The organism is Martelella alba, from assembly GCF_005217455.1.
GTDB lineage: Bacteria > Pseudomonadota > Gammaproteobacteria > Enterobacterales > Enterobacteriaceae > Acerihabitans.
In genome coordinates, this window is sequence record NZ_SZPQ01000006.1 from 21,467 (window position 1) to 42,154 (window position 20,688).

General features: G+C 56.2%; 21 protein-coding genes. 4 read left to right on the forward strand and 17 right to left on the reverse strand.

The features are described from left to right. Positions 1-3: 3 nt before the first annotated feature. Positions 4-939, forward strand: coding sequence for an HTH-type transcriptional regulator MetR (gene metR, locus FCN80_RS06835; RefSeq protein WP_136989320.1), 936 nt, complete (start codon positions 4-6; stop codon positions 937-939). Here the strand turns inward: metR and FCN80_RS06840 are convergent. After that, positions 833-1,744: a carboxylate/amino acid/amine transporter gene (locus tag FCN80_RS06840; protein ID WP_136989321.1), complete on the reverse strand. Its 912-nt coding sequence runs from the start codon at positions 1,742-1,744 to the stop codon at positions 833-835. The genes metR and FCN80_RS06840 overlap by 107 nt on opposite strands. A gap of 274 nt (positions 1,745-2,018) precedes the next feature. Here FCN80_RS06840 and FCN80_RS06845 point away from each other — a divergent pair, with 274 nt between their 5' ends. Continuing rightward, positions 2,019-2,312, forward strand: coding sequence for a DUF2756 domain-containing protein (locus tag FCN80_RS06845; RefSeq protein ID WP_136989323.1), 294 nt, complete (start codon positions 2,019-2,021; stop codon positions 2,310-2,312). Positions 2,313-2,365: 53 nt separating this feature from the next. Here FCN80_RS06845 and ugpQ read toward each other — a convergent pair whose 3' ends face one another. From ugpQ to FCN80_RS06895, 10 genes are all read right to left on the reverse strand, one after another. Beyond that, the gene (ugpQ, locus tag FCN80_RS06850) at positions 2,366-3,112 is read right to left on the reverse strand and encodes a glycerophosphodiester phosphodiesterase (RefSeq protein ID WP_136989325.1); all 747 of its coding nucleotides are present in this window, start codon (positions 3,110-3,112) and stop codon (positions 2,366-2,368) included. Continuing rightward, entirely contained in the window at positions 3,109-4,185 is a 1,077-nt protein-coding gene (locus FCN80_RS06855; protein WP_136989326.1) for a sn-glycerol-3-phosphate import ATP-binding protein UgpC, read from the reverse strand. The genes ugpQ and FCN80_RS06855 overlap by 4 nt, the downstream gene beginning before the upstream one ends. A 6-nt stretch (positions 4,186-4,191) precedes the next feature. After that, on the reverse strand, positions 4,192-5,037 hold the full coding sequence (gene ugpE / locus FCN80_RS06860) for a sn-glycerol-3-phosphate ABC transporter permease UgpE (protein ID WP_136989328.1): 846 nt from the start codon (positions 5,035-5,037) through the stop codon (positions 4,192-4,194). Further along, entirely contained in the window at positions 5,034-5,924 is an 891-nt protein-coding gene (gene ugpA / locus FCN80_RS06865; RefSeq protein ID WP_136989330.1) for a sn-glycerol-3-phosphate ABC transporter permease UgpA, read from the reverse strand. Before ugpA ends, ugpE begins: the two co-directional genes overlap by 4 nt. Positions 5,925-5,999: 75 nt before the next feature. After that, positions 6,000-7,319 (reverse strand): sn-glycerol-3-phosphate ABC transporter substrate-binding protein UgpB, encoded by a 1,320-nt coding sequence (gene ugpB, locus FCN80_RS06870; protein WP_136989331.1) that lies wholly within the window; start codon positions 7,317-7,319, stop codon positions 6,000-6,002. Between the two features lie 202 nt (positions 7,320-7,521). After that, on the reverse strand, positions 7,522-8,223 hold the full coding sequence (livF, locus tag FCN80_RS06875) for a high-affinity branched-chain amino acid ABC transporter ATP-binding protein LivF (protein WP_136989333.1): 702 nt from the start codon (positions 8,221-8,223) through the stop codon (positions 7,522-7,524). A gap of 18 nt (positions 8,224-8,241) precedes the next feature. Beyond that, complete coding sequence (gene livG, locus FCN80_RS06880) at positions 8,242-9,021, reverse strand: high-affinity branched-chain amino acid ABC transporter ATP-binding protein LivG (protein WP_136989335.1); 780 nt, start codon at positions 9,019-9,021, stop codon at positions 8,242-8,244. Further along, the gene (locus FCN80_RS06885; RefSeq protein WP_136989337.1) at positions 9,018-10,289 is read right to left on the reverse strand and encodes a high-affinity branched-chain amino acid ABC transporter permease LivM; all 1,272 of its coding nucleotides are present in this window, start codon (positions 10,287-10,289) and stop codon (positions 9,018-9,020) included. Before FCN80_RS06885 ends, livG begins: the two co-directional genes overlap by 4 nt. Beyond that, a complete protein-coding gene (gene livH, locus FCN80_RS06890; RefSeq protein ID WP_136989338.1) occupies positions 10,286-11,212 on the reverse strand; it encodes a high-affinity branched-chain amino acid ABC transporter permease LivH in 927 nt (308 codons plus the stop codon). The genes FCN80_RS06885 and livH overlap by 4 nt, the downstream gene beginning before the upstream one ends. A gap of 73 nt (positions 11,213-11,285) precedes the next feature. Beyond that, positions 11,286-12,395 carry a branched-chain amino acid ABC transporter substrate-binding protein gene (locus FCN80_RS06895; protein WP_136989339.1) on the reverse strand — a complete coding sequence of 370 codons (1,110 nt, stop codon included), beginning with the start codon at positions 12,393-12,395 and terminating at the stop codon, positions 11,286-11,288. A gap of 406 nt (positions 12,396-12,801) precedes the next feature. Here FCN80_RS06895 and panM point away from each other — a divergent pair, with 406 nt between their 5' ends. After that, on the forward strand, positions 12,802-13,203 hold the full coding sequence (gene panM / locus FCN80_RS06900; RefSeq protein ID WP_136989341.1) for an aspartate 1-decarboxylase autocleavage activator PanM: 402 nt from the start codon (positions 12,802-12,804) through the stop codon (positions 13,201-13,203). Positions 13,204-13,545: 342 nt separating this feature from the next. On the opposite strand, the gene FCN80_RS06905 is transcribed toward panM, so the two are convergent. After that, complete coding sequence (locus tag FCN80_RS06905) at positions 13,546-14,283, reverse strand: FadR/GntR family transcriptional regulator (RefSeq protein WP_136989342.1); 738 nt, start codon at positions 14,281-14,283, stop codon at positions 13,546-13,548. A 278-nt stretch (positions 14,284-14,561) separates the two neighbouring features. Between FCN80_RS06905 and FCN80_RS06910 the strand changes: the two genes are divergently transcribed. Continuing rightward, complete coding sequence (locus tag FCN80_RS06910) at positions 14,562-15,440, forward strand: fumarylacetoacetate hydrolase family protein (RefSeq protein WP_136989344.1); 879 nt, start codon at positions 14,562-14,564, stop codon at positions 15,438-15,440. Positions 15,441-15,489: 49 nt separating this feature from the next. Here FCN80_RS06910 and FCN80_RS06915 read toward each other — a convergent pair whose 3' ends face one another. The 5 genes from FCN80_RS06915 to ftsE form a co-directional block, all read right to left on the reverse strand. Continuing rightward, positions 15,490-16,176 (reverse strand): GntR family transcriptional regulator, encoded by a 687-nt coding sequence (locus FCN80_RS06915; protein WP_170975331.1) that lies wholly within the window; start codon positions 16,174-16,176, stop codon positions 15,490-15,492. Positions 16,177-16,501: 325 nt separating this feature from the next. Next, positions 16,502-17,302: a hypothetical protein gene (locus FCN80_RS06920; RefSeq protein WP_136989347.1), complete on the reverse strand. Its 801-nt coding sequence runs from the start codon at positions 17,300-17,302 to the stop codon at positions 16,502-16,504. 517 nt (positions 17,303-17,819) lie between these two features. Continuing rightward, positions 17,820-18,665, reverse strand: a complete 846-nt coding sequence (gene rpoH, locus FCN80_RS06925) for an RNA polymerase sigma factor RpoH (protein ID WP_306767854.1) — start codon at positions 18,663-18,665, stop codon at positions 17,820-17,822. Between the two features lie 382 nt (positions 18,666-19,047). Then, positions 19,048-20,028: a permease-like cell division protein FtsX gene (gene ftsX, locus FCN80_RS06930; protein ID WP_136989351.1), complete on the reverse strand. Its 981-nt coding sequence runs from the start codon at positions 20,026-20,028 to the stop codon at positions 19,048-19,050. Further along, positions 20,018-20,686, reverse strand: a complete 669-nt coding sequence (gene ftsE, locus FCN80_RS06935; RefSeq protein WP_136989353.1) for a cell division ATP-binding protein FtsE — start codon at positions 20,684-20,686, stop codon at positions 20,018-20,020. The genes ftsX and ftsE overlap by 11 nt, the downstream gene beginning before the upstream one ends. Positions 20,687-20,688: the final 2 nt, after the last annotated feature.

Sequence of the window (20,688 nt, forward strand, 5' to 3'; positions counted from 1 at the left end):
CTCATGATCGAACTTAAACATCTGCGAACCTTGCAGGCCCTGCGGAACAGCGGTTCGCTGGCGGCCGCCTCCGCCCAACTGCACCAGACTCAATCCGCATTGTCCCATCAGTTCAGCGATCTTGAGCAACGGTTGGGCTTCAGGCTGTTTGTCCGAAAAAGTCAGCCGCTGCGTTTTACCCCGCAGGGGGAGATTCTGCTGCAACTGGCCGAGCACATTTTGCCGCAGGTGCAGCAAGCGCTGCAAAACTGCCTCGAACCCCATCAGGCCATGCTCCGGCTGGCGATAGAATGCCATAGCTGCATTCAGTGGCTGACCCCGGCATTGAGCGAGTTCCGGGAACAATGGCCCGAGGTACGGGTGGATTTCCGTTCCGGGGTGACCTTCGATCCCCAGCCGGCCTTACAGCAAGGGGAACTGGATTTGGTATTGACATCGGACATTTTGCCGCGCAGCGGGTTGTTTTATATGCCGATGTTCGATTTTGAGGTGAGGCTGGCACTGGCGCCGGAGCATCCCTTGGCGCGCAAGGCGCGCATCGCGCCCGAGGATCTGAGTGACGAAGTGCTGATGATATATCCGGTGCAACGCCAGCGCATGGATATCTGGCGGCAATTTTTGCAGCCGGCCGGCGTCAGCCCGGCCCTGAAAAGCGTGGATAACACGTTACTGCTCATCCAAATGGTCTCGGCGGGCATGGGGATCGCCGCCCTGCCCCATTGGGTGGTGGAAAGCTTTGAGACGCAGGGGCTAATCGTCACCAAAACTCTCGGGGAAGGGCTGTGGAGCCGGCTTTACGCGGCGTCGCGTGATGGCGAGCAGCGTCAACCGGTCATAGATGCGTTTGTTCGCTCGGCCCGTCGGCATGCATGCGCCCACTTGCCTTTTGTGCGGGACGCGCAACGATCCAGCGTCGATGCACCCATAACGAAGCCATAATCACCAGCGCGCCGAGCAGAAAACTCGGCCAGTGCGGCTGTTGTTGCCATATCGCCAGATTGACCAGCAAACCGGCCGGGACATGGAAATTATTCATGATGCCCAACGTACCGGCATCCACCTGGGTCGCTCCGTAATTCCACATGAAATACCCCAGGGCGGAAGCCGCCACCCCCAGCCAAATCAAAATTCCCCATTGCAAACCGGTGGTGGGCAGTTGCCGCGCATTGCCAAACAGGCCGAAGCCTATCAGGGCCACGATAAAGGAACCGAGGTAGAACCAGGAAAAGGCGGTGTGCTGCGGCATCGGCGAAATTTCCATTAACCGCTTGTAGCCGACCTGGCCGATGGCAAAAACCAGGTTGGCCGCCTGTACCAATATTAATCCGCGCCAAAAATGCTCGCTGACATGATCGTAGCGGATAATCGCCGCGCCGACCACCGCCAGCAAGGCGCTCAGCACATAGCCCCAGCGAGGCCGCCGCCGGGCCAGCACATCATAGAGCAGTGTGACATAAAGCGGCGTCATCACGGTGAACAGCAGAAATTCCGGCACCGTCAGATACAAATAGGCCCGGTAGCTTATCATATACATGATCCCCAACTGGCAGGCGCCCACCGCCATATACGCCGCCAGTTGCGACGCCCGGTATCCGCGCCAACGCAGGAAAGGCAGGAAAACCAAGGCCGCCAATGTCAACCTGATCAAAACCGAGAACCAGCTATCCACCCGGCCGGCCAGGTACTCGCCAATCAAGCTGAAAGAAAAAGCCCACAACACAGTGGTAATGATAAGTAATGGCACGTTTGCAAATCCGCTATCCCCAAAAAACCATGTTAACCGATAGCCGGAAAATATTTTCCGCAAAGTAGGTTTACATTTGATTGTATTTTGAGCAAACAAGGCGGTTTGCGCCCTTCACACGCGTTTAAGGCGCATTGTTAACAATGGCCAAATAGCCAGGCGGCGTTATCGGGCTGTTTGAGTTTGCGAGCGGCGTGGCAATTAGCGCGGTCATGCCCTGCGCTTATGGCGATTTACGCGTAAAATAACCGTAAGCGACACTGAGGAGACGAAAATGAACATGACCTTATGGCGATGGCTGCCGGTATTGCTGGCGGCGATGGCAGCGCCCGTCCTGGCCAAGAACACCACGTCCGCGCAGCCCTATCCGCCGTTTACGCCGACGCCGGCGCAAAGTCATTTACAACAACAGATGCAAAATAACGAGCAACAGCAGCAGACCCGGCTGCGTATGCAACAAGACATCCAGCGCCAGCAGCAACGCAACCAATTACAGTCGCAACTGAATACCGATCGGCTGCGCGTTCAGCAAAACACGCCGTCCGCCGGACAACAGCAGAATCCCTGAGCGCCGCCGTCTCAAACCGCCCCGCCTGGGGCAGGCGTCCGTAAGGGATTGCGCTAGTTTTCGGCGAACTCGGCGTCAATAAGATCGATGCGGTCAGTGCATATGGAGTCGACCCCCCAGCCCAGCAGAGTGCGCGCGCGGTATGGGCTATTGACCGTATAGGCCAGGATATGCAAACCCGCGTCGGTGATTTTGGTGACCCGTTCCTCAGTCAGCATATCGTGATTCAGATGCAACGCGCTGCAATCGAGTTGCTGCGCCAGCCTGGGCCAGTTTTCGTCCCATTCGTCGAGCAGCAATCCCCGTGGTAATTCCGGCGCGGCGCGCAGGGCGGCGGCCAGGGCGGTGATGGAAAACGAGGACAGTAGCGGCGGCGTTTGATCCCGCCAAAGTTCGCGGGCCGCCAGAGCCACCGCCCGACCGGTTTCGGCATCGCTGCCCGTGGTGGGCTTGATCTCGATGTTTATCGCCAGTTGACATTGCGCGCAGCGCGCCGCCACGTCCGACAGCAGCGGCAATGGCTCGCCGGCAAATGCGTCGCCGAACCAGCCGCCGGCGTCCAGCCCGGATAAGGCGGGCCAATCGAGCAGACCGGCGACGCCGCGGCCATTGGTGGTCCGTTCAAGCGTGTCGTCATGCAGCAAGAAAAGTTTGCCGTCGGCGGACAGCTTGGCATCCACCTCAATCATTTTCAGTCCGCGCCGCGCACCGGTATCGATGGCGGCCAGGGTGTTTTCAGGGGCCAGCGAGCCGCCGCCGCGATGGGCGACGACAGTAGGATAAGGCCAGTTTTTTGTCATATTTCCACCCGGGATCCGCTTAACGGATCAAAAAAATGCCATGCCTTGGCCGGGCATATTACCGAAAGTATCGTACCCACGGCCGGCAGGTCGTCATGGGGAAGCCGCATAACGACATCGCTTTCCCCCCAATGTCCATGGACCAGATTATCAGCGCCAAGTTGCTCAAGCGTTAAAATTTCCAGCGCCACGCCCGATGTTGCGGACCTGGATTGTTCAATATGCTCCGGACGGATGCCCGCGGTCAACTCACGTCCGCGCCATTGTGCGGCAAAACCCGCTACGGGAATAGTCGGTCCGTGCCATACCACGAAACTCATGCCGTCGTCGCTGACACGGCCGGGCAGCAAATTCATCGATGGCGATCCCATAAATCCGGCCACAAACAGCGATGCCGGACGACGATAAATCTCCGATGGCGTGCCGATCTGCTCGACCCGGCCTTTGTTCAACACAATGACCCGCTCCGCCAACGTCATGGCCTCGACCTGGTCATGAGTGACATACAGACTGGTGGTGCGCAGCCGGCGATGTAACATCTGCAATTCCAACCGCATTTGGGTACGCAGTTTCGCATCCAGGTTCGAGAGCGGCTCATCGAACAAAAATACCGCCGGCTCACGCACCAGCGCCCTCCCCATGGCGACCCGTTGCCGCTGGCCGCCGGATAATTCCCGTGGCTTACGTTGCAACAGCTCGCCCAGCTCCAGGATCTGCGCCACGTTATCCACCAGCCGGCGAATATGCGCTTTGCCAAAGCCGCGGATTTTCAAACCGTAGGCCATATTGTCATAAACGCTCATATGCGGATACAACGCATAATTCTGAAATACCATCGCGATACCGCGATCTTTAGGCTCGCGGTCCGTCATCCGTTCGCCGTCAATGTAGATATCGCCGCCGCTGACGCTTTCCAGGCCGGCAACCATCCGTAGCAACGTGGATTTACCGCAGCCGGACGGTCCCACTAAAACGATGAATTCGCCGTCGGCCACATCCAGATCCAGTGGCGCGATAATTTGATTTTCGCCGTCATAGCTTTTGACGACTGAACGTAAGCTCAAGCTTGCCATAAGGGGTTATTTCTCGCTGTCAACCAGTCCGCGCACAAACCAACGTTGCATCAGCAACACGATTGCCACCGGCGGCAACATGGTCATTAACATCGCCGCCATCACATCATTCCACTGGGTGGTGCCGTCGGTAAGGGAGATCATGCTTCTCACCCCCGCGACCGCTGTACCCATGGCGCTGTTATCAATGATCAGAATCGGCCATAAATACTGATTCCAACCGTAGATAAACGTGATAACAAAAAGCGCCGCCAGATTGGTTTTCGACAGCGGCAGCAGTATGTCCCACAAAAACCGCAATGGGCCGGCGCCGTCGATACGCGCCGCTTCAAGCAACTCATGGGGTATGGTCAGAAAAAACTGGCGAAACAGGAATGTCGCCGTGGCCGATGCCATCAGCGGTAGCGTCAGACCGGTATAACTGTCCATCAAATGCAGGCGGGCGATAACATCCACCGTGGGGAAAATACGTACTTCCACCGGCAGCATCAGGGTAATGAATATTAACCAGAAAAACAGGCTGCGCAGGGGAAAACGAAAATAGACGATGGCATAGGCGGATAAGATGGAGACGGCTATCTTGCCCAGGGTGATGCCCAACGCCATCACCAGGCTATTGAACAGCAGGCGGCTCAGCGGCACGGCCTGGGGGCCTACCCCCTGGCGCCAGACATGGATAAGGTTGTGCCATAGCTGACCGCCAGGCGCCAGCCCGAGCGGTACCTGGAAGATTTGTTGATCATTGAGGGTGGCCGCCACCACAGCGATATACAAGGGCAGCAATATGACGGCCACGCCCAGGATCAGCATGACATGGCTGAAGATATCCAGCCCGCGGCGTTGTTCAATCATTGATAGCGTACCTTGCGTTCGACAAAGCGGAACTGGATGACGGTCAATATCATCACCAAAATCATCAGCACGACCGATTGCGCCGCGGAATTGGCGAGATCCAGCCCGGCAAAGCCTTCACGGTAAATTTTATAGATAAGGGTGGTGGTGGATTGCACGGGACCGCCGGCGGTGGCCGCATCAATAACCGGGAAGGTGTCGAAGAAGGCATAGACCAGATTGACCACCAACAGAAAAAAGCTCACTGGCGAGATCAAGGGTAAAACGATGGTGAAAAATCGCCGGACCGGACCGGCGCCGTCGATAGCCGCCGCTTCCACCAGCGAACGCGGGATGGATTGCAAGGCGGCGAGAAAAAACAGGAAATTGTAGCTGACCTGCTGCCAGACCGAAATCAGCACCACCAGAAACATGGCTTGTCCGCTATTTTGCGCATGATTCCATACATAGCCCATCCGGTTGAGGTAAAAGCTCACAAGCCCCATGCCCGGATTAAACAGGAACATCCATAGCACCGCCGCCACCGCCGGCGCGATGGCGTAGGGCAACAACAGCAGGGTCTGATATAGGCGTTTGGCGCGCACGACATGGTCGGCCATCGCCGCCAAGAGTAACGAAACCGCCAGACCGATACCGGTCACCAGCGCGCTGAACACCAACGTGGTTTCGAATGACGCCAGATAATAATCGTCGTGAGCCAGTTGGATGAAGTTGGCCAGGCCGACAAAGGTACTGGACAAGCCAAAGGGGTCCACCTGCTGGACCGAATACCAGAGCGCTTTGCCGGCCGGCCAGAGAAAAAAGACCACGGTGATCGCCAGTTGCGGCAAGACCAACAGGTAAGGCAACCAACCGACGGAGAAACCGCGATGAGTTTGATTAGCCATGAATGATGCCATCCACAAAATGCGCAACGACCCGCGCGGTTGGCCGGCGGGCCGTCGTGGTGGGGTCGATACGGTTTAGCGTACCGATTGCTCAAAGCGGCGCAATAACGCATTGCCGCGTTTTACCGCGTTATCCAACGCTTCCTGCGGCGTCGCCTTGCCCGTCCAGACCCGCTCCAGCTCTTCATCCACCACAGTACGAATCTGCGGCATGTTGCCCAGGCGTAACCCTTTGGTAAAAGGCAGCGGCGGCTTATTCAGCATCTGCCGGATGGCGATATCCGCTCCAGGGTTCTTGGCATAGTAACCCTGGGATTTGGTCAGCTCGTATGCGGCGGTGGTAATGGGCAGGTAACCGGTTTTTTGATGCCATTCGGCGGCGATGTTCGGTTCGGTCAGGAAGTGCAGGAATTCGGCTACGCCTTTATAGGTATTGGCGTCTTTACCGTTCATGACCCACAGGCTGGCGCCGCCGATAATGGCGTTTTGCGGCGCGCCTTTGACATCCGCGTCGTAGGGCATCATGCCGACGCCATAATGGAATGTGGCGTGCTGGCGGATATCGGCCAGCGAACCGGATGACGCCGTGGTCATACCGCATTCGCCGTCATAGAATTTGGCGGTGGATTCGTCCTTGCGGCCGTAATAGCTAAAATCCCCTTTCTTGTTCATATCTTCCAGCATCTGGATATGCTTGACCTGAACGGGGCCGTTGAATACCAGTTTGGCGTCGAGACCGCCGAAGCCGTTGTTTTCGGTGGCCACCGGCAACGCGTGCCAGGCGCTGAAGTTTTCAATCTGGATCCAGCCCTGCCAGCCGCTGGCGTAACCGCACTTCATGCCGCTGGCGCGCAGTTTGGCCGCATCCTCGGCCAGTTCCTGCCAGGTGGCGGGAGCTTTATCAGGGTCCAGTCCGGCTTTCCGGAATGCGTCTTTATTGTAATAGAGTACCGGCGTGGAGCTATTGAAGGGCTGGGAGAGCAGGTGTCCGGTTTTGCTGTCGCTGTAATAACCGGATATGGTGGGGACAAACGCCGACTCATCGTTTTTTATACCCGCTTCATCAAACACTTGATAAACCGGTTTGATGGCCTTGCTGGCCATCATGGTGGCGGTGCCGACCTCATAGACCTGAAGGATGGCCGGCGCGTTGCCGGTGCGATACGCGGCAATGCCCGCCGCCAGGCTTTGTTCGTAATTGCCCTTATACACGGGAACCACCCGGTATTGCGACTGGGACTGGTTAAAACGCGCCGCCAGCGAGTCCACCTCAGTGCCCAAGGCACCGTCCATGGAATGCCAGAAAGGGATGTCGGTTACCGCTTGCGCGCCGGTACTGAACGCCATCGTCAGCGCAATACTTAACATGGTTATACGTATACTTTGCCGCAGCATGCCTATCTCCTGAAAACCCAAAAAACAGTGGTCTGTAACATGGCATGGGGAAATGACAGAAAAAGAACAGCGAGATGACAGCGGGATGACAAGCGATGCGTGACGAAGGAATGAGAGACATCCTGTCTCTCATTTGCAGTCCGGCGATATCCGACGCAAGGCGCGGCTCGCCTGCGCCGGAAGCCTTGCCGTGATGGACCGGTTACCCGCCCAGATAGGCGTTACGCACCGCCTCGTTGGATAACAGCGCCGCGCCGGTATCCTCCAGCACAATCCGACCGTTTTCCAGTACGTAGCCGCGATCGGCCAGTTTCAACGCCTGGTTGGCATTCTGCTCCACCAAAAAAACGGTCACGCCTTCCTGGCGCAATTGCTCAATGGTGTCAAAGATCTGCTGAATGATAATCGGCGCCAGACCCAGGGAAGGCTCGTCCAGCAACAGTAATCTGGGTTGGCTCATCAGCGCCCGGCCGATGGCCAGCATTTGCTGTTCGCCGCCGGACATGGTGCCGGCGCGCTGAAGGCGGCGTTCCTTTAGCCGCGGGAACAGTTCAAACACCCGCTGGATACGCTGCTGGTATTGCCGGCGATCGGCGAAAAAGCCCCCCATGGCCAGGTTTTCCTCCACCGTCATGCGGGAAAAAACCCGACGCCCTTCCGGCACGATGGCGATGGTGGCGCGGGTAATACGCGCCGTCGGCCATTGGGTGATATCGTTGCCGTCGAACAGAATTTGTCCTTCAGTGGCGCGGGGATCACCGCAAAGGGTGCCCAACAGCGTGGTTTTACCCGCGCCGTTGGCGCCGATAAGCGTCACGATTTCGCCCTGTTCGATATGCAGGCTGACCTGATGCAGCGCCTGAATTTTACCGTAATGGGCCGATACTTGGTTAAATGACAACATGTCTGGTTCTCTCTGTCATCAGGCCTCGCCCAGATAGGCCCGGATTACGTCGGGATTGCGGCGGATCTCGGCCGGAGTGCCGTTGGCCAGGGGGGTGCCCTGATTGACGACGTAGATGCGATCGGATATGCCCATGACCAGTTTCATATCGTGTTCGATCAGTAACACCGAAACCTGATGCTCGGCGCGCAATTCGGCGATCAAATCGTTCAGTTCGGCGGTCTCGTTAGGGTTAAGGCCGGCGGCCGGCTCGTCCAGCATCAACAGCGACGGACGGGTCACCATGCAGCGGGCGATCTCCAGCCGGCGTTGCTGTCCATACGCCAGATTACCGGCCTGACGATTGGCCAGCGCCAGTAACCCGACGCGGGCAAGCCAGGAAGCGGCGAAATCCCGCGCGTCGGCCTCGGCCTGGCGAAAGGCGCGGGTTTTAAGTAAACCGGCGAATACGCCGTTTTTAAGATGCTGATGCTGCGCCACCAGCAAATTTTCGATAACCGTCATCTCGCGGAAAAGGCGGACATGCTGAAATGTGCGCACGACGCCCATACGGGCGATTTTTTGGCCCGGCAAGCCTTCCAAATGCTGATCGCGCAACAATATGGTACCGCCGGTGGGGCGGTAGAAACCGGTCAGACAATTGAATACCGTAGTCTTGCCGGCGCCGTTCGGGCCTATGAGCGATACGATCTCGCCCGCGAACAGATCCAGTTCCACCTGATTGACCGCCAGCAAGCCCCCGAAACGCATGGCGAGCTGGCGCACGGACAGCAACGGCCGGGAAGCATCGTCAGTCATGCTTGCGCTCCTTTGCCGTTTTCCAATTTGATTTGCGGGCGTTTCATGGGCAACAGCCCTTGCGGCCGCCATATCATCATCAATACCATCAACGCGCCCAGTAACAGCATACTGTACTGGTTGAGGTCGCGCATAAGCTCGCGCGACACCACCAGCAATATGGCCGCCAGCACCACCGCGAGCTGCGATCCCATTCCCCCCAGCACCACGATGGCCAGGACGAAAGCGGATTCCACGAAGGTGAACGATTCCGGCGAGACAAACCCCTGGCGGGCGGCGAATAGCGTGCCGGCGAAACCGGCGAAGGCCGCGCTAATGGTAAAAGCGGTCAACTTGATGCGCGTCGGGCTTAATCCCAGTGACCGACAGGCGATTTCATCCTCGCGCAACGCTTCCCAAGCCCTCCCCAGCGGCATTCGCAACAGACGGTTGATAATAAACAACGTCAGTACGACCAGCAGCAACGCCACCATATAAAGGAAAATGACCCGATCATTGGGATCGTACTTGATGCCGAAAAACTGATGAAACGATCCCCAGCCCCCCTCGCGCGCCTGGCGGTTGAACTCCAGGCCGAAGAATGTCGGTTTGGGGATCTGGCTGATGCCGTTCGGACCGCCGGTCAGATCGGTAAAGTTCAATAACAAGATCCGGACGATCTCCCCAAACCCCAGCGTGACGATCGCCAGGTAGTCGCCGCGCAGCCTGAGCACCGGAAACCCGAGCAGAAAACCGAAAGCAGCCGATACCAGCCCGGCGAGCGGCAGGCACTCCCAGAAACTCAAGCCGTAATAATGGGCCAGTAGGGCATAGGTATAGGCGCCGATGGCATAAAATCCGCCATACCCCAGTACGAGCAGTCCGGAGAGCCCCACCACCACGTTCAACCCCAGCCCCAAGATCACGTATATCATGGTCAGGGTCGCGATATCCACCGACCCGCGCGAGACCAGAAACGGCCAGGCGATGGCGGCCAGAATCAGCAGCGCCGCCAACATCTTCTGCCGCGGCGTGGAGCCGTCGAAACTCGGCAGCGCCCAGGACGGACCGCTGATTTTTTTCAGGCCGCGCTGAAAAAGCGGCCGCAGCAGCTGAAACAGGAAAACCACGGCGCATCCGGCGCCAATCCACAACCAGCGGACCTGGCCGGCGTTATGCACTACCAGATGGGTGCCGTCCAGGCCGAGCTGCATGCCCATCATCAGCGAGGCCAGTACCAATAGCATCAGGGCGGACAGTAAAGCGCCCAGCAACGTACCGAGTTTCATACTTTTTCCACCTCCGGACGGCCCAGAATTCCGGTAGGCAGTACCAGCAATACCACGATAAGCAAAGCGAACGACACCACGTCCTTATATTCGCTGCTCAGATAAGCCGACGTCAGCGATTCGGCCACGCCCAGGATTAAACCGCCGAGCATGGCGCCGGGGATACTGCCGATGCCGCCCAGTACCGCCGCGGTGAACGCCTTCATCCCGGCCATGAACCCGATAAAAGGGTTGATGACGCCGTAGAATTGGCCCAGCAGTACCCCGGCCACCGCCGCCATCGCCGCGCCTATCACAAAGGTCAGCGAGATCACCCGATCGGTACTGATGCCAAGCAGGCTGGCCATTTTTAAATCTTCGGCGCAGGCGCGGCATGCCCGTCCCATACGCGAATAGCGGATAAATACCGTCAGCGCCAACATGGCAAGGAAGGTGACGACCCAGATAATCAGTTGCATTGTGCTGATACTGGTGACGAACCCGTTGCGCTGCCCCAGTACCCATTGGCCGCTGACCAGGGTCGGCAGCGCCAAATCCCGCGATCCCTGGGTCAGGCTGACGTAGTTTTGCAAAAAGATCGACATGCCGATGGCCGAAATCAAGGCGATCAGGCGTTTGGAGGAACGAACCGGTTTGTAAGCCACCCGTTCTATACTCCAGCCATACGCGCTGGCGATGAAGATGGACGCGATAAATCCGGCGCCAATCAATAGCCAGTTTGTGTCGACACCCATCATCATCAAGGCGGCGATAACGATGAAAGAGACATAACTGCCGATCATATAGACTTCGCCGTGGGCGAAATTGATCATGCCGATAATGCCGTAGACCATGGTGTAGCCAATGGCAATCAATGCATAGGTGCTGCCCAACGTGACGCCGTTGAACAACTGCTGCATAAAATAGAGGAACTGCTCGGACATACCATAAACCTTTATCGCCGCAGCCGGGAGTCAATCCGGCCGGCGGCGTGTTGCAAGTCAGGGGGAAAGCGGCTTACTTCACTGGAGTGGAAGTGCCGTCTGCATGCCATTTGAATACACCGAATTCGAATCCCTTCAGATCGCCCTTTTCATCCCAGCTCAACGGCCCCATTACAGTATTTACCGTATGGGCTTTGAGATACTTCGCGATGTCCTCGGGCTCCATCCCCGCCTGTTGCATACCGGTGGTCAATGCCTGAAGCGCCGCGTAGGTCGTCCAGACGAACGGCCCGGTATAGTCCTTCTTACTGGCCTTGAATTCATTCACGATAGGCTGGTTGGCGGGCACTTGGTCATAGCGTTTCGGCAAGGTCACCAACATCCCTTCGGATGCCGCGCCGGCGATGTTGGACAATGAAGCATTGCCGACCCCTTCCGGCCCCATAAACTGGATATCCAGTCCGGCCTGACGCGACTGGCGAAGGATCTGCCCCATTTCAGGGTAATAGCCGCCGAAATAAACAAAATCGACGTTATCTTTTTTCAGGCGGGCCACCAAAGTGGAAAAATCTTTATCACCCGCGGTGATGCCTTCGAACAAGACCACATTGCCGCCGTTTTTCTTCAGGCTGTCTTGCACGGCGCGCGCCAACCCTTCGCCGTATTGCTGTTTATCATGCACTACGGCGATACGTTTCGGTTTGATGTCGTTGAGAATATATTTGGCGGCGGTCGGTCCCTGGTCCGAATCCAGGCCGGTGGTCCGCAAAATCATCTTGTAGCCCCGGGTGGTCAGGTCGGCATTGGTGGCCGCCGGGGTGATCATGATGACGCCCTCGTCTTCGTAAATATCGGAAGCCGGCTGGGTGGATGAAGAGCAAAGATGGCCTATGACATAACGGATGCCGTCATTGATGACCTTGTTGGCCACCGCCACCGCCTGCTTAGGGTCGCAGGCGTCGTCGTATTCGACGCCCACCAGCTTGTTGCCTTTGACCCCCCCTTTGGCATTGATATCGGCAATGGCCTGACGCGCGCCGGTAAATTCCATATCGCCGTACTGGGCTACCGGTCCGGACATCGCGCCGACGATCGCCACCTTGATATCCTGCGCCCAAGCGGCGTGGCTCATCGCCAAGGCCACACAACCGGCCAGCAAAGTGTTACCTTTGTTGAAATTCATCCACATGTTCTCCGTGATTATTGTATTGTGTTTGCTGTCTGATTTTTAACCGGACAATGACGGTAACCAGAAGTTTTTATTATATGTAATAACGAGTTAGCCTTTTTGAAGCGAGTTCCCAAATAAGCTTTTATTTTTCATATTATTAAACAGAAATATTATGCTGTAAATCAACTTATACTTTAAGAAATAACCTGCATCGGCAGAACAAAATAATGGTATTATCGTCCTGATATAATCATTTTTTTAGTGACTTATTCCAGCTTATCGTTAACAGGGAGATTATTTAATGAGAGATTGGTTATTGGACAGAATCATTTGGCAAGTTTTGGTAATCCCCTATTTTGATAATGTTTTATAAACATATACGCTACATTATATTTTTGCGCATTAAGTGACGACACGCATGAAATTGACAATTGAACGGCTCTCACGCTTCACCGCACAAGATAAAATCGACCTGGCGAAAATCTGGCCGAATGAGGATATCGCCGCGTTGGAAGCAAAACTTTCCCCGTCGTATCAGGTCTTCGCCGCCAAGTTCAACGATCGGCTACTGGGCGCCTTGCAGGCGGTCATCGACAAAGAATGGGGCGAAGGCCGGTTGCTGATGCCCCTGGTACGCCAGGTGACCCGCCGGCGCGGCGTGGGCCTATACTTACTTGACGAAACACAGCGGCAATTACCGGACATCAATCATTGGTGGCTCAGCCACGATCAGCCGGTGGAAGATATGGCGATAATGGATCACTTCATGACGGCATGCGGCTTTAGCCGCGAATCGGACGGGTGGCATAAGCGACGTTAGATAATTGATAGCGGTTCCAGCCGCGAGTCCAACAACAAGCAAGATACCGGGCGTGGGATCACGGCCGGAAACAGGGTGAGTGTTCCACTGCCCATGACTCGTTATTCATAACCCACACTTATGACCTGAATACCTACCGATTGCCTGGATGGTCACCCCCCGCCGTTGAGTGACAATCCTTAATACGACACGCGATGGGTTGCTGGTTTGGCGGAATAACGGCGGAAAACAGGGTGGGATCATAACCCAAAGCGCTAACATGCCTGTATTGGTTTGAATTGGGTTCATTTCAATTGCACGACCCCAGGGGAATCAGGGCGCCCAAACCGGGATATCCGGCTGTTATTCCCGGCCGCTGACACGCAGCAGATCCTTTTGCACATCCAGTAAATGTTCCCGCATGATCGTTTCGGCATCACCGCGGTTACGATCGCGCAGCGCCGCCACGATGGCCCGGTGTTGCCGGCTGTAATGCTCGCGCCGTTCGACGCTGGAAGAACGTTCCTTGAGTTTGCCCCATACGCGTTCATCCCGCGCCGATTCGAATAATTCGCCAATTTTCACCAGCAACATATTTTTGGTGCTTTTGATCATCGCCCGGTGCAGGCAACCGTCCCAATGTTCATATTCCAGCGCCGTGGCGGCCGTTAACGAAGCATCCAGACAACGCTGAATCTCGCTCAGCTCGGCAGGGGTGGCACGGAGGGCGGCCAAGCCCACCGCCGGCGGTTCCAGAAACACCCGAACCTCCATCAAATCATGGGGATTCATATAGCTGTCCATGCCGGCGCTAAGAGAATCCGCGCCGATAGGGGCCGGACCGATAAAAGTCCCCTTGCCCACATGCCGCCATAAAAACCCCTCGGCATCAAGCCGCTTAAGCCCCCGCCGCAGAATTGACCGGGTTACGCCCAGCGCTTGGGCCAATTCCCGCTCGGGAGGAAGCCGGTCCCCGTTTGCCAGCTTTAATTGTGCGAGATGGGATTTGATCCGCGCGGCAAGGGCATGCGACGCGGGATTCGGTTTGACGGCTCCCGGCGCCGCGGATAAGGTCGGTTGCGCTTGCGCAGCGGGCTTCATGACGCGATCTCCTTCAAGGCCGGTTGCCGGCCCCGCAAAAACAGGCGGGAATACCGACGCAAATTAGGGTGGGTATTGGCCAGAACCTACGATGACCGGAAATGCTCCTGAGCTTATCATATCCGTAACCATCAGCGCCAAAGATCCCTCATCCCTCTTTTTTATTGCCGCCAATCAGCGCAAATAATACTCCAATTTATAAATTGGTTGTAGATTGGTTCAGTCCAGATTAGGCTTTGTTGTGACTTGACCAAGCGCCATTCACAGGGGAGCCAAACATGAAATTAGTCAGTTTTGTGTGGGAGGGGATTGTGCGGATCGGCCGGCTGAACGCCGCCAATACCGCCATAGAGCCATTCAGCGGCCCGGCCGGCGGCGATATGCTGGCCTTTATCCAATCATCCGCGATGGGCCGGGAACCAGAGGCAGATCCCGTTGGTTGGGTGGAGCGGGATCGGGTCCAACTGCTGGCGCCGATTCCTCGCCCGGCGCGCAATATTTTTTGCGTAGGGAAAAACTATCGCGAACATGCCAAAGAATTTCAGGCCAGTGGTTTTGATGCCAGCGCCAACGAAAATACGCCGGCGTTGCCGGTGATATTTACCAAAGCGCCGTCAAGTGTGATAGGTCCCGGCATGACAATCCCGGCCTATCTCGACTATAGCGACTCCACCGATTACGAAGGCGAGCTGGCGGTAGTGATTGGCCGGGGGGGTCGTCATATTGCACGCGCCGAAGCCATGGCCCATGTTTTCGGCTATACCATTATCAACGATGTGACGGCGCGCACCCTGCAACAGGCTCACAGACAGTGGTTTTTGGGAAAGAGCCTTGATGGTTATTGCCCTATGGGTCCGGCGCTGGTCACAGCCGATGAGATACCCTCGCCCGAACAATTGCAACTGAGGACCTGGGTCAACGGCGAGCTCAGGCAGAACGCCAGCGTGGCGGATTTACTCTTTGATATTCCCACCCTAATTGAGACCCTTAGTCGGACCATGTCGCTGGAAAGCGGCGATATCATCGCCACCGGGACATGCGCCGGAGTCGGCATCGGCTTCAATCCGCCGAAATTTCTGACCCACGGCGATCAGGTCGATATTGAGATCCTGCCTATAGGCCGGCTGGGGAACCCTGTGGCAACCCGGTGCGAATGAATCTACCGGCATTCCCTTACTGCCGGAAGGGGGCGCGACGAAATGCCGGCTAGCGCGCCAGCCCGCGCAATAAACGATCCCGAGTGTGTTCGGAATGTTCCCGTGTCAAACGAATCAGCGATTCTCCCTGACCGGCGTAAAAAGCCTGGGCCATGCGGGTGTGTTCCGTCTGGGCCTGGGCCAGGTCGCCCGTCAGCCGCACCTCGGCCCGAATATAGGCCTCCAGCACGCCGCGGGATTGCGCCAGGGCTTTCATATGGTGGGGACAATGGGCCGGCGACAGCAGTGCATCATGAAAGCGCAGATTTAAATCGAACCAGCGGACCCTGTCGGCGGTTTCCGCCTGCTCGGCCAGTGAGGCCATCTCGTCCAGAATAGCTTGCACCTGTTGCTCATCAGTGTGCGTTTTCGACTTTACCGAACGTCCGGCCAGTTCCGTTTCCAACAGAATGCGTAAATCAAAAACATTGACTATCTCGGCGGGATCCAGTTTGACGACCGCATAACCACGCCGGGGATACAGCACGACCACGCCCTCCGATTCCAACCTGGGCAGGGCCTCGCGCAATGGGTTACGACTGACGCCCAGCAATGCGGCGACCTCTTCCTGGCGCAGCATGGCTCCCGGGGGGTAAACGCCATTGAGAATGGCATCGCGCAATTTGCGATAAACGATTTCCGGCAAGGACATGGGTTCCGGCGTATCGGCGCCGCCAATGGGCATCACAAAGGACATAGGGTAATTTCCGTTTCTCGCGAAGATGAATAAGGCAATGGCGTTCGGCATCCGGCCACGGGTATGATATGACTGAGCTGGTCAAACGCCGTGAACGGTCGGCTATCGGCGAAGTTCCGGATGCCGGTCACTCAGCAAAGGGATTGCCCCTTTCCCTGGACAAGACGGCAAAATCCGCAAAATGGCATATTGTATAAAATATGCCATTTTTGTATAAAATATGCAATGATTTTAATGAAGTTACTGTCGCGTCATGGACTACGCCGACAGTGGCATTTGCGTGGCGTTCGCGGTGGAACTGCCGCCGAATGCGTCTCGCGTCGTCTCAAGCGGTCGCGTTTTCGTTACTTTTCGCCGCGGGTTCCATCGTCAGCGGTTGGGAACTCTCTTGACCGGGCTGGACGGGGTAAGCGTCGCAGAGCGCTTTTTCCTCATCGAACACGTCAGGGGAGGGAGACCATGCTCTAACCGGTACGTCATACCCGGGCACAATATGTACTTGCTCGGGCGTTTCTTTTTGTCCATTGCCATCGGGAGCCGGGACGGCGTAGTAGGCGCTCTCCGACTGGCTATCCCCGTCGTCATTTTCAATGTCATAACAATCGGCGGCGGGTGTTGGTCTGGTAAGCGGCGGTACGGATGGCGCCTTATGGCAAGCATTCGCGGGGCCATCATGTCCGGCATCCGGATCGCGCACGGGAATCGGGTGACGTTGAGGAGCCGCCTGACACCCATGTCCGCGTTGGGGAGGGCCATCGCAAAACATGCGTTGGCGGGCGCAAGCAGACGGATGCGGCATAGTTGCGGAGCAGTGCGATGGCAACACGGCGTGAGCCATGACGGGCAGCAGTATCTGCGAGGGCATTAATGTCATCAAGGAGGGCATGGTGGACCCCATACCGATGACCAGATTGCTGATATGGGTTGGCGCCGGCATTCGATTGGCCATAGCCGCGATAGGGCAACCGTGACCCGGATTACCGCCCGGACCGGCGGCATGCTGGCGAGAAAAAACGGGAATCTCCCCCGGCGGGTGGCAATTGCCGGAATGAACATTCCCGCCATAGAGGTTTAAAGGTAAAGAATAATGTTGCGGAAAAGAATTCAAAAATTGTATATGGTGCATGATGCCTCTCCGTTGAATTTAATGAAATGACAATATGGATATATCTAAATTGCTGCAACATATATTGAAGAGATAATTATATTTATACTATAAATAATTCACTTAAGATCGCGGCGGCATAGGGGAGACAAATTCGTTACCAAGATATTGGTCACTCGCGTGACGCCGTGATGCAACTTGAATTATCTAGAGTATAAAGTATGTATTATAATTCTTTAGAATTAAGGAATATTGAAAATACTTCCGCAGACTCGGTAAGTAAAATAACAGTGATATTTACGCAGGTAAAGCGCTATTTGTTCGAAGGAATTCATCTAATTAATAACCGTTTATACTCTTAATTTACTCTATACGGTGGGAAGTCGGCGATACATCGCATCGCCATTAGCTGACATAAATAGGTGACTGAGAATAATGAAGAGGAAGGCAACTTTTCATCATAATGTTTTTTCGGGTGGGGAATTCCGCCTATAAAAAAGCCGGTCTTTGGCCGGCTTTTTCAAGGGGAAAGGACATGTCAGGATTCGATCGCCAGCCGCATTTTCTTCATGGCGTTCTTTTCCAGTTGACGCACCCGTTCTGCCGAAACGCCATAATGATCGGCCAATTCCTGCAAAGTGGATTTATTGTCGTCATCCAGCCAACGGGCGCGAATAATATGCTGACTCCGTTCATCCAGGCCTTCCAGCGCTGCGCTAAGCTTGTCGGCGGCATGATCATCCCAATTATCTTCCTCGATGCCGTCGGCGAAATCGGACGACTTGTCCTGAAGATAAAGCATCGGCGCCATCGGCTGGCCCTCACGCGCTTCTTCTTCCGGCGTCGGATCGAATGTCATATCCTGGGCAGCCATCCGCGATTCCATTTCACGCACGTCTTTGCTGGTAACGCCAAGTTCCTTGGCCACCATTTCCACTTCATCCTGATTGAACCAGCCCAGCCGTTGTTTGGTCTTACGCAGGTTGAAAAACAGCTTGCGCTGGGCTTTGGTGGTGGCCACTTTGACGATGCGCCAGTTGCGCAAAACGTACTCGTGGATTTCGGCCTTGATCCAATGCACCGCGAAAGACACCAGACGGACCCCCACTTCGGGGTTGAAACGGCGCACGGCTTTCATCAAACCGATATTGCCTTCCTGGATCAGGTCCGCCTGCGGCAAGCCGTAGCCGGAGTAGCTCCGGGCAATATGCACGACGAAACGCAGATGGGAAAGAATAAGTTTCTTGGCCGCTTCCAAATCGCCCTGATAATGCAACCGTTCAGCCAGAGACTGCTCTTCCTCCGCCGTCAACATCGGATAGGCGTTGGCCGCCCGGATATAGGCTTCCAGACTGCCTTGGGGTATCAGGGCTAAAGCTTGCATATCTTTGATCATTCAAGACCTCTCGCTAAATTCTCTGCCGCTGTCGCAAGGCATGGCCTCTAAGGCCGCATGCCGTGACTGTACAGCCGATACTCTACTCGCCATATTTCAAGCCGCCTCATTGGTGGCCGCGCTCGGTCGCCCCGTCGCTTAGTCGGCTATGCGCCTGGGAGGCATGCGGGGCATTATCATTCTTACCGGAGGCCCACCGCTGGCGGTTTAAATCGTTCCCGACGAATTTGTCGCGCGCTTGCCGCCGTGATGCGACTCGAATTACCCAGAGTTTAAGACCGGCACGTTGTATCTTAGTTCAGGGAATAAAAAACGCTGATCAGCCCGTGCGGTCGAAATGTTCGATGAACAAGTATAACAAAAGATCGCCCTATTGCGGTGTAAATCGGCGTAAATGTTGCACCGTCGCCAGCCAGGCCGCCAGCCAGCCTATCATGGCGGAGACCAGTAGCAGCAACACGACCTCCATCCAGTTAAAACCGCGGATGACGAACGTGGTGCCAAAGACCGCCGCCACATTGGCCACGACCGAACCCAGCCGCCATACCAGCGTTTCGGACAAGATCAACGATACCAGCGCGCCGCACAGCCCCAGCATCGCGCCGCCGTTCAAAAACGGCCGCAAAATGAATCCGTCGGTGGCGCCGAGCAGTTTCATGACGTTGATGGTATCCCGACGGCTGAAGATGCTCAGACGGATACTATTGCCGATGACCAGGAAAACGGCAATGATCATTAATAGGCCGATAGTTGCCGAAATTTGCCCCACCAGTCCGGTCAGCGCCGCCAGACGGGCGAACCAACTGTCGTCCATGCGGACTTCGTCGACGCCGGGCACCGCGGCGACCCGATCCCTGAGGGTTTTCAAGGTATCCGCGCTTTGAAAATCCAGTTTCGGCGTGATAATCGCCACCGCCGGCAGCGGGTTTTGCTCCAGCATGTCCAGCGCGCCGCCGAATCCGGACCAGTTGCGAAACTCGCCCATGGCCTCCTCGCGGGAGAGATAATTCACCTTTTCGACGCCCGCCTCCTGCTTTAAGCGGTCCAATACTTTCAGCGCGGCATTGTCGTCCAGGGTTTTATCCAGGTACACCGTCAGTTGCGGCGCCGGATACCACTGCTCGGCCGCCTGGCTGACGTTTTTCCATACCAGATAGCATACGCTGGGCAAGGTCAACGAGATGGCAATAACCATCACCGTTAGTAGAGTCGCTAACGGCTGACGCCGCAGGTCCCCCAGGGTATTGCTCCAGGCATAAGCCCATTGTTCACGCCGGCCGCCGCGCAATGCCTTGCTTTTTGCCGCTTTGGCGTCGCGGGCCGCCCGCGGCCGGTTAAGTTTATTCACCATCGGCGCCCCCGGCCATCCGTCCCTGATTCAATGACATGATACGATAGTTCCGTCGGGCGATAAGCCCCAAATCATGGGTCGCCATCAAAACCGTCACGCCGACACGGTTGAATTCCTCGAACAAACGCAGGATATCTTCCGACAACGCGTCGTCGAGATTACCGGTTGGTTCGTCCGCCAATAACACCACGGGCTTGTTTACCACCGCACGGGCGATGCCCACCCGCTGCTGTTCGCCGCCGGAGAGCTGGATGGGAAAATTGCGCGCTTTATCCAGCAACCCGACCTTATCCAGCGCCGCCGAAACCCGGCGCCGGATATCCTCGCCGCTCGCGCCGGCGATAACGAGGGGCATCGCCACATTATCGTAAATCGTCCGTTCCATCAGCAGGTGGTGATCCTGAAAAATCATGCCGATCTGGCGACGCAAAAAAGGCACCTCGCTGTTTTTCAATCGGCTGATGTCGTGTCCGTCAAAAAAAATATGCCCCGCGCTAGGCCGTTCAATACCGCAAATTAATTTGAGCAGGGTACTTTTCCCCGCTCCCGAATGGCCAGTCAGAAAGGCCATTTCGGCCGGACGCAAATGAAAGTTGACGCTTTGCAGCGCTTGTCGTCCGCCGAGATAGGCTTTGCTGACATGTTCAAAGCGAATCATCC

Excerpts from the sequence above, each read along its gene's own strand:
- FCN80_RS06920 (WP_136989347.1), bottom strand. The coding sequence starts at position 17,302 with ATGCACCATATACAATTTTTGAATTCTTTTCCGCAACATTATTCTTTA.
- ugpQ (WP_136989325.1), bottom strand. The coding sequence starts at position 3,112 with ATGACAAAAAACTGGCCTTATCCTACTGTCGTCGCCCATCGCGGCGGC.
- ugpB (WP_136989331.1), bottom strand. The coding sequence starts at position 7,319 with ATGCTGCGGCAAAGTATACGTATAACCATGTTAAGTATTGCGCTGACG.
- FCN80_RS06845 (WP_136989323.1), top strand. The coding sequence starts at position 2,019 with ATGAACATGACCTTATGGCGATGGCTGCCGGTATTGCTGGCGGCGATG.
- ftsE (WP_136989353.1), bottom strand. The coding sequence starts at position 20,686 with ATGATTCGCTTTGAACATGTCAGCAAAGCCTATCTCGGCGGACGACAA.
- ftsX (WP_136989351.1), bottom strand. The coding sequence starts at position 20,028 with ATGGTGAATAAACTTAACCGGCCGCGGGCGGCCCGCGACGCCAAAGCG.
- FCN80_RS06855 (WP_136989326.1), bottom strand. The coding sequence starts at position 4,185 with ATGGCAAGCTTGAGCTTACGTTCAGTCGTCAAAAGCTATGACGGCGAA.
- FCN80_RS06915 (WP_170975331.1), bottom strand. The coding sequence starts at position 16,176 with ATGTCCTTTGTGATGCCCATTGGCGGCGCCGATACGCCGGAACCCATG.
- FCN80_RS06895 (WP_136989339.1), bottom strand. The coding sequence starts at position 12,395 with ATGAATTTCAACAAAGGTAACACTTTGCTGGCCGGTTGTGTGGCCTTG.
- ugpA (WP_136989330.1), bottom strand. The coding sequence starts at position 5,924 with ATGGCTAATCAAACTCATCGCGGTTTCTCCGTCGGTTGGTTGCCTTAC.
- rpoH (WP_306767854.1), bottom strand. The coding sequence starts at position 18,665 with ATGCAAGCTTTAGCCCTGATACCCCAAGGCAGTCTGGAAGCCTATATC.
- livH (WP_136989338.1), bottom strand. The coding sequence starts at position 11,212 with ATGTCCGAGCAGTTCCTCTATTTTATGCAGCAGTTGTTCAACGGCGTC.
- FCN80_RS06885 (WP_136989337.1), bottom strand. The coding sequence starts at position 10,289 with ATGAAACTCGGTACGTTGCTGGGCGCTTTACTGTCCGCCCTGATGCTA.
- FCN80_RS06905 (WP_136989342.1), bottom strand. The coding sequence starts at position 14,283 with ATGAAGCCCGCTGCGCAAGCGCAACCGACCTTATCCGCGGCGCCGGGA.
- FCN80_RS06910 (WP_136989344.1), top strand. The coding sequence starts at position 14,562 with ATGAAATTAGTCAGTTTTGTGTGGGAGGGGATTGTGCGGATCGGCCGG.
- livF (WP_136989333.1), bottom strand. The coding sequence starts at position 8,223 with ATGTTGTCATTTAACCAAGTATCGGCCCATTACGGTAAAATTCAGGCG.
- metR (WP_136989320.1), top strand. The coding sequence starts at position 4 with ATGATCGAACTTAAACATCTGCGAACCTTGCAGGCCCTGCGGAACAGC.
- livG (WP_136989335.1), bottom strand. The coding sequence starts at position 9,021 with ATGACTGACGATGCTTCCCGGCCGTTGCTGTCCGTGCGCCAGCTCGCC.
- panM (WP_136989341.1), top strand. The coding sequence starts at position 12,802 with ATGAAATTGACAATTGAACGGCTCTCACGCTTCACCGCACAAGATAAA.
- ugpE (WP_136989328.1), bottom strand. The coding sequence starts at position 5,037 with ATGATTGAACAACGCCGCGGGCTGGATATCTTCAGCCATGTCATGCTG.